Annotated in this window: 8 protein-coding genes; 4 read left to right on the plus strand and 4 right to left on the minus strand. The window is 44.1% G+C overall.

What is annotated here, in order from left to right; translation table 11 throughout:
• The first annotated feature begins 9 nt into the window (after nt 1-9).
• The 4 genes from BGK61_RS06635 (at nt 10) to BGK61_RS06650 (ending at nt 8603) form a co-directional block, all read left to right on the plus strand.
• Nucleotides 10-2655 (plus strand): M1 family metallopeptidase, encoded by a 2646-nt coding sequence (locus BGK61_RS06635; RefSeq protein ID WP_076011766.1) that lies wholly within the window; start codon nt 10-12, stop codon nt 2653-2655.
• Nucleotides 2656-2994: 339 nt separating this feature from the next.
• A complete protein-coding gene (locus tag BGK61_RS06640; RefSeq protein ID WP_076011767.1) occupies nt 2995-6978 on the plus strand; it encodes an ExeM/NucH family extracellular endonuclease in 3984 nt (1327 codons plus the stop codon).
• An 11-nt stretch (nt 6979-6989) separates the two neighbouring features.
• Entirely contained in the window at nt 6990-7601 is a 612-nt protein-coding gene (locus BGK61_RS06645) for a PEP-CTERM sorting domain-containing protein (RefSeq protein WP_076011768.1), read from the plus strand.
• 114 nt (nt 7602-7715) lie between these two features.
• Nucleotides 7716-8603, plus strand: coding sequence for a WYL domain-containing protein (locus tag BGK61_RS06650; protein WP_076011769.1), 888 nt, complete (start codon nt 7716-7718; stop codon nt 8601-8603).
• Between the two features lie 55 nt (nt 8604-8658).
• Here the strand turns inward: BGK61_RS06650 and BGK61_RS06655 are convergent, their stop codons facing one another.
• The 4 genes from BGK61_RS06655 to BGK61_RS06670 form a co-directional block, all read right to left on the minus strand.
• Nucleotides 8659-10782, minus strand: a complete 2124-nt coding sequence (locus BGK61_RS06655; RefSeq protein WP_076011770.1) for a response regulator — start codon at nt 10780-10782, stop codon at nt 8659-8661.
• A 91-nt stretch (nt 10783-10873) separates the two neighbouring features.
• A complete protein-coding gene (locus tag BGK61_RS06660; protein ID WP_076011771.1) occupies nt 10874-12076 on the minus strand; it encodes a pectinesterase family protein in 1203 nt (400 codons plus the stop codon).
• 9 nt (nt 12077-12085) lie between these two features.
• A complete protein-coding gene (locus BGK61_RS06665) occupies nt 12086-13552 on the minus strand; it encodes a glycoside hydrolase family 28 protein (protein WP_014998748.1) in 1467 nt (488 codons plus the stop codon).
• Nucleotides 13553-13586: 34 nt separating this feature from the next.
• Complete coding sequence (locus BGK61_RS06670; RefSeq protein ID WP_014998747.1) at nt 13587-14792, minus strand: glycoside hydrolase family 88/105 protein; 1206 nt, start codon at nt 14790-14792, stop codon at nt 13587-13589.
• Nucleotides 14793-14940: the final 148 nt, after the last annotated feature.

Below are 14940 nucleotides of genomic sequence, written 5' to 3' on the forward strand. Positions count from 1 at the left end.
TAAACCATAATGAAACAACTATCTACACTGGCTGGTGTGGTCGCGAGTGTTTTAGCAATTACATCGCTCTCGACAACGGCAGTACTAGCGCAAGAAGCACAAACTGCAGCCGCAGTGGTATCACCTGTTAAAAAGACAATGGCCGATGTTGAGTATCGATTACCATCAACGGTCGCCCCTACTTTTCAACGCATTCACCTAAACATCGACCCAGACAAGCCTGCTTATTCTGGTACAACGAATATTGATATAACGGTTAAAGCCCCGACGAAGAAGGTAGGCTTTTATCAGCAAGATCTCACTGTTAAATCTGCGCGTCTGGTTTCTTCAAGTTCAACTATTCCCTTAGATGTTACCATTGGTGAATACGATATTAATTGGGGGGAATCACAAAGTGAGATAGCGCCGGGCAAATATACGCTTGAGGTTACATTTGAAGGAAAAGTGAATACATCATCTGATGGTATGTATTTGTCACGCTTCGAAGAGACTAATTATATCTTCACTCAATTTGAAGATATGCATGCACGTAAAGCGTTTCCAAGCTTCGACGAGCCTAATTTCAAAATCCCTTATCAAATGACAATTAGCGCGCCCGCACACCAGGAAATTGTTGGCAATACACCCGTTGAAAAAGTAACCGTGGAAAACGGAGTAAAAACGGTGGAGTTTGAGAAAACTAAGCCGATGCCCACATATCTAATTGCTTACACGGTTGGGCCTTTCGATAGCGCTGAAATTACCGGGCTTTCCGTACCTGGAAAGATTTACGTGCCAAAAGGTTATGCCGACAAAACTAAATTTGTCATCAAACACACACCGGAAATACTGGCCTTTTTGGAAGAGTTTTTTGGTATCAAATACCCCTACAAGAAAATGGATTTTGTTGCCGTTCCAAACTTTACTCATGGCGCGATGGAAAATGTAGGTTTAATTACCTATCGAGACAGTCTGCTACTTCTTGAAGATAACCCAAGCGTAACAGAGCGCTCGCGACCACTGAATGTCATAGCTCACGAATTGGCTCACCAGTGGTTTGGCAATCTTGTAACTATGGCGTGGTGGGATGACTTGTGGTTAAACGAAGCATTTGCATCATGGGCTGCCAGTCACACGATGAAGACCCTCTATCCTGAACTTAACTACGCCGATCGCATTGTACAGGAAGGTGCATTTGCGGCAGACGCGAGCCCTACGGTTAAGCCTGTTAAAAAGGTAGTGAAAAGCCAGCCTGACGTAATGGATGGTCTGGGCTTAAACTATTCAAAAGGCGAGTCAATTCTGCAAATGATTGAGTCTCTCATCGGCACAGAAAAGTTTCGTGAAGGTGTTCAGAACTATATGAACACACATGCATGGGGCAATACAGTAGCAGACGATTTATGGCGTGCTTTAGACAATGTGTCAGATTTTAACTTAAGCGCCATGATGAAAGCCTACTTGGAACAGCCGGGTTACCCGCTTATTCATATTTCTAAGGACGGCAAATTAACCCAGTCCCGTTTCCATCTTGCGGGCGCGACTGTAGAAGATAAAACCTGGGCAATTCCGTTAAAACTGACTTACCAATCAAATGGTAAAATTTTAAACGAAGTCGTTTTCATAGATAAGAAAACCACTGTTTTACCGCAACTGGCTGAAGCGGACTGGGTTTATCCAAATGACAATGCGACAGGATACTTCCGTTGGTCTATTGAACCTGCTCAGCTCAACGCACTTCTAGACAACATAGATGCACTAAACAAACGTGAAAAAAAGAACGTGTTATATAACTATCAGGCACTGCTAAATGCAGATGAAGTTGGTGTTGATAGTGTCATGAAAGTGCTTAATAGCTTAGCAAAAGACGATGACCCAGCGGTTATTCGCGCTGCTGTTGGCGTGTTGGCAGAATTTGATTACTTAGTGAATGACAATAATAAAGCTGCTTACGCCGCGCTTTTAAATCAAAATTACATGCCGTTACTTAACGAGCTTACTCTTGAGCAAGGTGAACAGGATAGTGCCGATGTTATTCGTTTGCGCAACCAACTGTATGGCCTGTTAGGTACACATGCGAATAATGAGAAACTTGTTGAGCAAAGCATTAAGATAGCAAAGCAGTATCTTGCCGATACTAGCAGCGTGCCTTCAGGTATAGCCGGAACTGCTATAGAGATCGCGACGCGAAATAGTCCAGAGAGCGAGCATGCAACATGGTTTAACGCTATTGTTGAGGCGTTCAAAAAAGCACAGCTGCCTAATGTAAAAAGTACGTTAGTTTATTCAATGCACTTTGAAGACAAAGAAACCGTTTTTAAAATGCTAGATTTGGCACTTACTGACGACATTACACCTGCAAATACCATGTATATGGTAGTGCGTGTAGCGCGTAACTTAGAAGACCACACGTTGTTATACGAGTGGCTTAACAAAAACAAAGATGCGCTGTTAGCAAAAATGCCTGACTATCATGTAAGCAGAATGCCAGAGTTTGTTTCAACAACATGCTCAGCTGAAAACCTAGATTTGGCTAATGCGTTCTACGCGCCAATAAGTGAAACTTATCAGGGGATGGCTCGCGGTGTTGAAATCATGCAGGATGAATCTAAACAATGTATGCGACTGAAATCTGCATTCCAGGCAGATTTCGACAGCTTCTTAAACGAGCAGTAGTCCGCAATATTGCAGTAGGCGTGCACACCGCCTGTTGCCTTAAAATTGGAATTGAAAGAGCGCCCCAGTGGCGCTCTTTTTTTGTGCAAGTCATTGTAAATTGCACCATGAGTAGTCATTAAAATGTGTCGAGACTGAAACATTTTGGCATTGTGACAAGTTAACTTTTCCTGTACCAAAGTTCAGTGGAGTTAATCAATAAGTAAACTTATTTTAAACGTCTAAGTTTATGATTCTTAACGTGTGTGACGTTTATATTATTATTTTTATTAAGTGCTTGCTGTGTATACGTATGTATAAGAATTTATACCTTCCTTATACAATAAAGCGGAAAGCAAAATGATTCATGAGGGTAACACACAAAAGTACAGGCTACGCAGGTCAGCAAAGGTAGTAAATGCATTGTTGGCAAGCGCGTTGTCTTTAGGGGCTGTTTCAATCAATGTTGCAGCAGAAACGGTTTGGCAAGAAGACTTCGAAGCAAGTGAACTCCAAGGTAAGGGGGCGACTGGCCCCATTGAAATTGGCACTAACGTGACTATCGAGGGTGTCGATCGTTGGTCAATTGATGTTTCTACAGGCGAATTAAGCGCAACTTCAGATTGGTTTCGCGTTCAAAACGGCGCGATGCAGGCCCGTGATGTTGATGGTGAAGTGGTATGGCAAAGTGAGTCTATAGACATAACCGGTCAGGGTGACATTACTATCGACGCTTTGTTATCTAAAAGCGGCACGATGGAAGAGAGTGATTATATAGACGTTTTCTACTCCGTCGACGGTGGAACGTTTGAACTTATTACACCTATCGCTGGTAGTGCTCACACAGTACAAGACGATTTTGAGAGCGGCAACGTTTCGGCTGCTATTGGCAGCGGTAGTAGCCTTGTTCTTAAAGTTGTTATGTCTAACAACGCAGGAACTGAATATCTTAATCTTGAGAGTATTACAGTTACCGGGTCTGGTGCCACAGACGGCGGTGACACACCTGACGAGGGCGGAGAGCCTTCAAGCGAACTTCTATTCATAAGCGGAGCTTGCTTTAACTGCCCTGATTTAGAAGCAGTTAATTTAGCCAGTGATTATGTTGCGTCTGATTACTATGCGGCGCTTGACGCTGCGATTGCAAACGGTGAAAGTGCGCAAACTTTAAAAGAAACAGCACACAACATTATTGAAAATGGTCACCGCACGTTGTCATATTCAGAGGTCTGGACGGCGTTAACCTATACAGATGAAGACCCTGCTAATTCAAATAATATTATCTTGTTTTACAAAGGTATCTCTCAGGATAAATTCACCAACGGTAGCGGTAGCCAAAGCACTAATCAAGACAACTGGAACCGCGAACACGTATGGGCGAAAAGCCACGGGTTCCCTAGTTCAAGCCTGACTGCATACAGCGATATTCTACATCTACGTCCTACCGATATTTCGGTGAATAGTTCACGGGGCAACTTGGACTTTGATTTTAGTGACAGCGAACTTTCTGAAGCACCGTTAAATCGTGTCGACAGTGACTCCTTTGAGCCACGCGATGCGGTTAAAGGTGACGTTGCACGTTCTATGCTTTACATGGATGTTCGTTATGACGGTAATACGGCTGGTGATACAGAAGACGATTTAGTATTAGTAAATCGCCTCACATCTACGAGTGAAGCGGCATTTGGTAAACTTTGCGTGCTGCTTCAGTGGCATGAAAGTGATCCGGTAGATGACTTTGAGCGCCGTCGTAACGAGCGCGTTTATGAGTTCCAAGGCAACCGAAACCCGTTTATCGATAAGCCTGAACTTGCTTCACTTATCTTCAACGAAAGTTGTGACGGTACAGGTGGCGATACTGGTGGTGATACTGGCGGGGATACTGGTGGTGACACAGGAGGCGGCGAAACTCCTGCAACTAGCAGTATTTACATCTCAGAATATATTGAAGGTGGAGACTTTAATAAAGGCATCGAGCTTTTTAATAGTTCTACACAGCCAGTCAGCCTAGCAGGTTATGAGCTGGTTCTTCTTTCTAATGGTGCTACCGCTGATGCGGATCGCAAGGTTCTTGCATTAGAAGGTACGATCCCTGCGGGTGGCGTAGTCACGTTTGCGCATGCTAGTGCGGCTCCTTCGCTTACCACTGGAGCCACTCTTAGTAGCTTCGTAATAAATTTCAATGGAGATGACTACATAGAGCTTGTCAATAACGGCCAAGTTATCGACGCGCTTGGTACATTCGGTGTTAAAACAAACTGGGGTAAGGACGTTACCTTAGTGCGCAAGAGTTCAGTGACCGCAGGTAACCCTAACCGCAACCCAGCTTTCACCCTAGAAGAGTGGGACAGTCTGCCAAAGGATACCTTTAGCAATTTTGGTACGCATAATGGTTCGGTAAGCGAGCCTACAGATCCTACTGACCCAACCGACCCAACAGATCCGGTAGCTGATGTCGTACTCATCAGCACGATTCAAGGGGATGGAGATGCATCACCACTTGCGGGGAGCGATGTTGTTGTTGAGGCAGTAGTGACCAAAGTTGTGTCAGAGATGAACGGATTTTTCATTCAAGAAGAAGCCAGTGACTCAGACGGTAATGCTTCTACTTCTGAAGGCGTGTTCGTTTACTCAACGACTTTCACTGAGTTCCCTAGTGTGGGTGACGCTGTGCGTGTAAGCGGTGCAGTAGCCGAATACAACGGCATTACAGAAATTGTACTTAGCGCTAATGCTGAAGTTCTGGGATCAGGCGATAATATTTTATCGACGAACCTCGAGATGCCATTTGATGAGAGTGTAAACCTTGAATCATTTGAAGGTATGCAGGTTAGCTTCCAGCAAACCCTTAGTGTAACCGACATATATAACCTAGGGCGCTATGGACAGTTTAACGTTTCATCAGGTCGATTGATGATTCCTACAAACCAATATGCAGCAGGCTCGAGCGAAGCGATTGCATTGGCAGAATCTAACGGCCGTAACACATTGTTGATTGATGACGGTTCAAATGCTCAAAACGCTGACGGTATTCCATTCCCTGTTGGCGGTTTATCACATGATAATCCGTTACGCTTAGGCGACAGCGTTGAAGGCCTTGAAGGTGTAATGCACTATGCATTTGGCGCTTACAACTTAATTCCGGTGGGCGATCTTCAAACCGTTCGCACAAATCCGAGAACTAATGCACCACAGCTGGACGCGCAAGGCGATGTTAAAGTGGCAAGCTTTAACGTACTTAACTACTTCAACGGTCCGAATTTCCCTACATCTCGTGGCGCAGACTCAGAAACTGAATTTGCCCGTCAGCAGGCGAAGACCGTAGCAGCCATCGTGGCAATGGATGCGGACGTCGTTGGTTTAGTGGAAATTGAAAACGACGGATATGGTAGTGATTCTGCTATCGCTTCACTTGTGGATAGCGTAAATGCTGAAATTGGTAGTGACGTGTACAGCTACGTCGAACTTGAATCATTACTAGGCGGTGATGAAATTGCTGTAGGTATTATTTATAAGCCTGCGACGGTTACGCCGCAAGGAGCAGCTGTTACTTCCTCTGACACGCCTTTTGACTACGGTAACCGTCAGCCGTTGCTGCAAAGCTTTAGCGTAAATAGTAACGACGAAGCCTTCACACTTGCGGTAAATCACTTTAAATCTAAAGGGAGCTGTGGCAGTGCAACAGGTAACGACGCTGACTCGGGTGATGGACAAGGCTGCTGGAACGAACTGCGTACCCAAGCTGCAGAAGGACTTATAGCCCTTGTTCAACAAAATAGCGAAGTATTGTCTGACCGCGTCATTGTAATGGGCGACTTAAATGCTTATGCGAAGGAAGATCCCATTCTTGCTTTGGAAAGCGCAGGCTACAGTAACTTGGTAAACGTTTTCGAAGGCGACAGTGCTTACTCGTACAGCTTCGGTGGCGAAATGGGTTACTTAGATCACGCGTTATCAAGCCCGTCGCTTACAGAGTATGTGGTAGACGCTACGGTTTGGCATATCAACGCTGACGAACCTCGTGTCTTCGACTACAACGTTGAATATAAGACTGAAACACAGCTATCAAGCTATTACGGCGCTGATGCTTATCGTTCATCTGACCACGACCCAGTAGTTGTAGTAATGGACTTCCCTGAAACAAGTGAGCCTGAGCCCATCGTTGGTGATTTTGACGGCGATAGTGACGTTGATAACTACGATGTCGTGGCGTTCTATACGTTGCTTCTACGAAATCAAGCAACGGTTGAAGAACATGACTTCAACGGGGATAGCAGACTAAATATCTATGATTTGTATGCGTTAATGTCTATGTGTACACGTACAGCATGTGCAGTTCAGTAAGTGGAATGAAAATGAAAAAATTTATTTTAATGGTAATGGCTATTGCTAGCTTTAGTGCAAACGCCGCAATAATTGAAATCTCTACGGATAAAACCATTTATCAAGTAGGGGAAACTATCACGGCAACGGTAAGCTTTTCTAACGAAGATGCGTTCTTAGGAATGACATCGTATCCCCAGTCTTTCGATGTATACAACACGACTATTGGGTTTAATGAGTCGCTATTGAGCTTCATTGGCGCTTCTACGTTGAGTCCTTTTGGCGTGACAAGTAGCTTGAGTACTCCCGTGTTCGAGATGTTTCTACCTCTTTTTCCAGTGGGGGGACTTTTAGAGATAGGCTCACTGGCGTTCTTAGAGGAAATTGACTTGTTTTATCAGTTACAGCTACCAGTGATTGGTTTATACACCGTGCAATTTCTTGCACAGTCTGCTGGAGACACAGCAATCAATGGGTTGTCTGGTTCGTATATTTTTCAAGGCACCAGAGGCGGCGTACTGACACCTATACAAGTAACCAGCGCAACTTTCACCATTGCACAAGTACCAGCGCCAGGAACACTTGTTTTATCGCTTTTGGCTTTAGGCGGCATGGTTTTCGCTCGCAAACGTGTGAAGTCATAAACCTTAATTGCTAAAAGTTTAAGCCCAGCCTAGTGCTGGGCTTTTTTATTTGTTTACTATTTACATGCGGCTTCAAATAAACCACACTGAATAAAAACACAATAAGTGCGCACCATGTTAGATTCTATTTCTTTTTCTCAACGTCAGCGTCTGGCGTATATCGATTTTTGCTTATTATTTAAAGGGGCTATCCATCGCCAGGACTTAATAAATCGCTTTGAAGTGGGGTTGTCGGCTGGCTCTCGTGATTTTACATTATACAAAGAGCTCGCTCCTGATAACTTAATCTACGATCCAAGGGAAAAGCGTTACTTTCAAACAGAAAACTTTTTTCCGGTTTTTGAACACGATGCAAAACGAACCCTTGTAAAGCTGGCTAATGACATTTCAGACGGGTTTGATGCCATCGGCGATGTCCATTTCCCTGTGGAAAGTGCATCGTCACTAAATGTTCCTGATATTTTTGTGGTAGCAAAAGTGGTACAGGCCATAGTGAACAAAAAGGCAATGAGCGTAATCTACACGTCGCTATCCAGCGGCAGCGGCGCACGGGAGCTAGTACCTCATAGTATTGTTGATAACGGTCAGCGCTGGCATGTTCGTGCATTCGATAGAAAGTCACAAAGCTTTAGAGATTTTGTACTGACAAGAATTAGTAAAGTAACGGTTAAAGCGGAGCCGGATGCTCACGAATGTGTTGAACACGATGAAGAATGGGGCAGACTAATCCCGCTTGAAATTGTACCTCACCCTAAAAACATTAAATATCCCACCGCAATAGAGCTGGATTACGCAATGGAAGAAGGCGTGCTAAAACTTGAAGTGCGTGCGGCCATGGCAGGATATCTATTAAGGCGCTGGAATGTTGATTGTACTAAGCATGCAAGCTTACGCACTGGCGAATATCAACTTTGGCTTAGAAACCAGCAGAGCCTAGCTAATACCGATAATCTGGCAATTGCACCCGGGTATATCTCAGAACAAGAGCCCTACATGGTTTAATATTGTGTGCGTGTGGTCTGTCGACCAACACGCAAGTAAATGACAGTAATCGCTGCTATCCAATGTACTTTTTAATGCAAACGAGCAGCGTGTCTTTATCTAAAGGTTTGGCTAGGAAGTCAGTCATGCCAGCAGCCAAACATTCTTCTTTGTCTTCTGCGAAGGCATTTGCAGTAAGCGCTACAATTGGTGTGTCGACTTCTAATGTTGTCCGCAACATCATTGAAGCTTCGATACCGCCCATTACAGGCATATTGCAGTCCATTAAAATAAGGTCGAAGCGGTGACGCTTTGCCACTTCGACAGCGTCTTTTCCGTTTTTGACATGCAGGAACTTATAGCCTTCCGACTGCAATATGGTCTTTACAATTTCTGCATTAATCTCGTTGTCTTCAGCAAGAAGTATCCGTTTCTTGTTGTTACCTTCTTGAATATCAGTACGAGAAATAGGTTTAGTCTCGATTAACTTGCCTAAATCGTGTTCGAGTTCTCTACGGTTAATCGGCTTGGCATGAGTACGCCAAATTAGTTCAGAAACATCATTTTCATCCTCTAAACGTTCGAGTTCCGCAGATATCAAAATGATCTTAGGAAATTTCTGTGGGTTCATCGCCTTTAATTGTTCAAGCAAGTCTACACCACTCATTTCCGGCATGGATAAATCAAGTATTATAACGTCAAAGGCCAGAGGGCTATCTTCAAGGTAAGCTTTTGCACTCTCATAGCTTTTGGGCGCAATGGACATAGATGTAACAACGTGTTCAAAATATTCGCGACTGGTTTGCAAATCATCCACTATCGCACAACGTAGATTTGCACTGGGCTCAACAGAAATGTCGGGGAGTTGAGACTCTTCTGCCGCCATAGTAAAGCTGAATGTACTGCCTTGGCCTATAAACGACGTAACGTTGATATCGCCATGCATGAGTTTTGCTAGTTGCTTAGCAATACTTAAACCAAGCCCAGTGCCACCGTATTCGCGGGTGGTGGATTGATCGGCTTGCTCAAATTTCTTGAAGATATTGTCAAGTTTCGATGATTCGATACCAATGCCTGTGTCGATAACATCGAAGCTTAAATAGTTTCCGTTTGGGCGTTTGGTATAGGTGACCTTTAACGTGACAGAACCTTGCTCGGTGAACTTAATCGCATTACTTAGCAAGTTATGAAGAATTTGCGACATACGTGTTATGTCACCTTTAATTACATGAGGTAAATCTGGGTCTTTCAAGTAGTGAAATTCAAGGCCTTTGCGTTGGCAGTAAACCCGTTGCAACGACACGACATCGTCTAGAACTTGAAGTAGGTCTACAGGGGCCTGTTCAATTTTAATTTTGCCTGCCTCAATCTTTGATATATCGAGAATGTCATTGATCAATACTAGTAATTGTCGGCCGGCTGTTTTAGCTTTCTTTAGGTAGATATTACTTTTTTCTGGGTTATCAATGGCCAACTCAATCATACCGAAGAGCCCATTCATTGGTGTACGAAGTTCATGGCTCATGCTTGATAGGAATTCTGACTTTGCTTTGCTTGCCCTACGGGCTTCTTCAGCGGAACTTTCAGCTTGTTCTTTCAAACTAGTGAGTTTTGCAAATGAGCGTTTAACGGTTCGCTCCATAGGCAAAAAGATGAATGCAGCCTCTATACATAGCAGTGCCAGCGTAGCTAGCCACAAGTAAACTTCAATAGAAAGAACAACATCAACCCTAGCTGTCGCGTCCTGCTCGAATTGCGCCACAACAAAGTCGAGCTGTTGCAAAAGGAATGTCAGTTCTCGAATATCTAAAAGTGAAACCGGTTGGCACTCTGCGCCGACTAATACTTGTTCGGCTCTATTGATATACGTTTTCACTCTGATATCAAGCTGGCCTTCGCCAAAGTATGTGTTGTAAATAGAGGAGGGCAGGCTACTTAACGAAATAAGTTGTTGGTGATTCTGGTTGAACCGCTCAAGTGAGCGCCCTAAATACTCTCTATCGTCGCTGTTATCACAAATGCTGGGGGAAGACGTAAGTAATGCAATACGCTGAGAAAGCATGCGCTGTTGACCTGCGACATTGATTATTTCAGCGTCTTGTTTTTGATCGCTAATTAATTCATACAAAACGACAAACGAAAGAGTGATTAGCGTGGCGGTCAACAGTAACGCAACGATATAGCGAACACGTATAGACATAAGGGTATTAGTGGCACAGTGGTAACTAAAAGATAATAGATACCAAGTGGTTACGCAATGTGCCGAGTAAATAACTTATTTTTATGTTGCACTATTTAATATTGTAGATTGTGGTATCCGGCTTCCAGCCTCGCAATACCGCCTCTTTGGTGTAAAAAGCTGCAGCGTTGGCATCTAGAAAATGAGACTCCATTGCTGGTGTAGTAGCTCTGTCGTAGGCACCTTCACCATGAGATTGGTATTCAGAAAACCTGGCTTCGGTGTGAGGACTAAATGGCCTTTTTTCTCCCGATGGGGTAGTGCCACCCATGGTAGTCCAACGAGCTTGCGTAATATGTCCTGACATGTAGGTGTTTACAAATGTGGTTTTGCCTACCGCATAAGGATTGGCATAGCGGCCATCAGAAAAGCTGGTCGTTGGATGCCAAGGTCTTCCTAGTGCAACGCTCATATCTGGCACACCATCTTCTCTTTCTAGCTTGCAGTTATGGAACGTGAGTCCATATGGCCGCTGTAAGTGCGTACTTGGTGCAGTAATGTAACCAGTAAGTCCTTCGGCATCGCCGTTGGAATAACGGGCTCTTGAAAGAATTGTGACGCCATCAAAAAATGCTGTGCCTTCCCCAAAAATAAAATCTATATGTCCTGCTATTATTCCGCCTTCTATCAGAGCGCGGTCACCTTTCAAATAAAGGGTGTCTTGGTAACCCCATAGCGCGACGTTGTTAAGATAAGTGCGATCTGAATTAACGTCTGTTTTAAGTGCTACCGCTTGTGTACCTGAGAGGCGAGTCGGGTCATCTTTTGCTTTAACCTCGTTACCGGGATAATCAAAATCGTTGGTGATAGTGATGTTCTCTATGGTGACATTATTTCCTAATATTTCCACCGTGGCGGTGCGACGGGTTCCCCATTTTTCTTCAGAACCGTCTGAGACCTTTTGCCCCGCGTATCGGTTAAACACGATAGTTGTTGCATCTCGCGATTCACCAACGATACGAAGATTATCTACGGCGATCACAACCCGTTCTCGGTAGGTGCCTTCTTTTACGAAAATAGTCCAAATTTTGCCCTGCTGTTGCGCTTGAGATTCAACATACGCCACTGCCTGGTTAACCGTTTGAAACTGATGGGGGGATGCATTCACTGACGTATCAACAGCTTCATTGGTACGTGATTTCATAACTACAATATCGGTACCAGCAGGCATTGCTAGACAACAACCAGTGAATAGAATACCTGCCATTAGCGCAAAGGCTTTATAAACATCGTTACGCGCTTTGATAATGTTCATAGCGTAGATCTACAGTTTGTCTTTATTAAAGGGTTGGCTATTAATAACCACATTGTTGATAGAAAGATGTGAAACGTTTTCTATTACTGGGTCTTTTTGCGCGTGTTTTATCGTCACGTTGTTTAACGTCAAACCGGAAATAGGCGTATGGTCATACCCGCGAAGCACAAAGGCTCGGTTAGCAGATACAACGTTCAAATTTTCAATGGTTATATCTTCTAACAGAGGTGGGAAGTTGCCTGCGTCACCTTCTTCATAAAAGAAATTCACGACAACAGCGTCTTTCACTGTACCGATATCAATATTGCGATAGTTTAAGTTCTTGAGGTGACCACCGCGAATACTGTTGGTTTTAATCCTTATACCTCGGTCTAGATCAGGGCTACTCATGGTGCAATACTGAGCATAAAGATTCTCTACACCACCAGATATTTCACTGCCAATGACAACGCCGCCATGTCCGGCCTTCATTTCGCAGTGTTCAATGATGATATTGCTGCAGGGAACATTAACTCGACGGCCGTCTGCGTTTCGTCCAGATTTAATGGCAATACAATCGTCGCCGGTATCAAACGTGCAGTTTGAGATAATTACATTCGTGCAGCTTTCCGGATCGCAACCGTCTGAATTGGGTCCGAAGCTTTTGCAGTAAACGTCGTTAACGGTAACGTTTTTGCAAAGGACTGGGTTAACTAGCCAGAATGGCGAGCGCAGAATGGTAACACCCTCAATAAGTACATTCTCACACCGATAAGGTTGGATAAAAGGAGGGCGCAGGTAGTTTTTTTCAAAGACCCGTTCACTGACAGGCGTGCCCCTTTCTACCATTTCTTGCAGTGTATCTCGGGTATATTTTTGGTTCTCAACCGGGTCGTCACCCCATGTTGAAGCTTTCCACTTACCTTTCCACGGCCACCAGTTGTCTTTAGCGGCACAGCCGTCTAACGTACCTTTGCCGGTAATAGCAATGTTGGTTTGCTCATACGCATAAATAAGTGGTGAGTAACCCATCAATTCCATACCTTCCCAACGAGTAAACACATAGGGTTTGTAATCATCAGGATTAGTAGAGAATTGTATCGTTGCGCCTAGTTCAACATGTAGGTTTATATTCGATTGTAAGTGGATAGGGCCCTTGCATAGCCAATTACCTTTTGGAACTACTACTTTGCCGCCGCCTTGGCTTGCTATTTGAGAGATAGCGTCATGCAACGCTTGCTTAAAATCATTGTTGTGTATTGCTAAGAAATCAACAACGTTAGCCTGACGTTTTGCAAAGGAGGGACGCGTTACCATGCCTTTAATAAGGTTTGCTTCTGCGTCCCATTGGCGTTGAGTCCTTCCTGTTTCGACCACATTTGCACATCCAGATAAGAATGTCGGCACTCCTACAGCCATGCCAGAAGCTGCAACTGTGGTGGCGAGACCAGACTTTAAAAATTGCCGTCTAGCGTTCGTAGAATTAGGTTGGACCATCATATACCCCTTTGAATTACGATTTAGCGATTTTTTACTTGTTAAGATAGTGTGCGGCGAGAATAAATGGGCCCACACCTTTCGCATCGTTGGCTCTAATTGGCTCACTCATGTAGTAGTCAAATGAACCATCTCTATATGGATTACCGCCAAGACCGGCCACAGCGCAAACTTGTTCAAGGCTAATCACATTAGTGTCTGGGTTAACTGAAATCATTTGATCAAGAAGGCCAGCAAACCCTTTTTCTGCGTGCGCTTTATACTCAGTGGGAAGTAACTTAAGACTTGCGCCTTTAGCTATCGCGTAAGTCAGCATTGCCGTTCCAGAGGCCTCAAGGTAGTTACCTTTACGGCTGCCCAAATCCGTCACTTGATACCAGGTGCCTGAGTTGTGTTGATAGGCAAGGGCAGCATCAATGAATTTTTTGAAGCGCGCTTTCAACCAAGGCGTTTTTGGATGTTCAGCGGGAACAATTTCAAGCACGTCTACCATTGCCATTGCATACCAGCCCAGTGAACGTGACCAGTGGTGTTGAGAAAGGCCTGTTTCTTTGTCTGCCCACTTCTGTTTCTTAGAGGCATCCCAGCCATGTAAAGGAAGACCTGTTTTCTCGTCGTATAGATGCTCTTCAATTAATTCAAATTGCAAAAACACATCGTCGAGTTCTTTCATATCCCCGTACTTTACAATGTATTCTGCATAAAATGGCGCGCCCATATATAGGCCATCAAGCCACATCTGGTCAGGGTAACGTTTCTTATGCCAGAAGCCACCTTGCTCGGTACGTGGGTGGGTAGTAAGCTGCGTTCTCAAAAGGTCTGCTGCTTTTTTGTATTTAGGATTGCCTGTTTCCTCGTAAAGGAAAAACAGCACTTTACCCGGGTTGATCATATCAATATTAAATTTATTGATATCGTAAGTTTTAATACTGCCATCTTCCTGAACCAGCATGTCGTAATACCCCTTTACATACGACAAGAGGCGAGGATCTTTGGTATCTTGATAAACTTCTGTTATCGCAAGAAGGTTGAGACCATGAACGTAGTCCCACTGCGGCTTCTCATCCCAATCGATTTGCCAAGCTTCTGGGAAGCGCACCATTTCAGATTCTATCATTCTGATAGACCATGATTGCGTGTTGTCGAGAGGCATTTGCACCCAATCATTTGCATTCGCTGTCGAAGAAACAAATGCCGTGCAAGCCACAATGGAAGCTGCGCGTAGAATACCTTTTAGCATAACAAACCCTTATTTTTATAACATTGTAAATACACTCTGTGCTACCGGTAGCATAATGGTTTTTATTTGCTCAGATGTCAACGAAATTATTCACATTCGTTAACTTTTGGTTTACGCGATGTTTTTATGTGTTATTTGATATAAGTTT

This window comes from Alteromonas abrolhosensis (assembly GCF_001953635.1).
In the GTDB taxonomy this organism is placed as follows: Bacteria; Pseudomonadota; Gammaproteobacteria; order Enterobacterales; family Alteromonadaceae; genus Alteromonas; species Alteromonas abrolhosensis.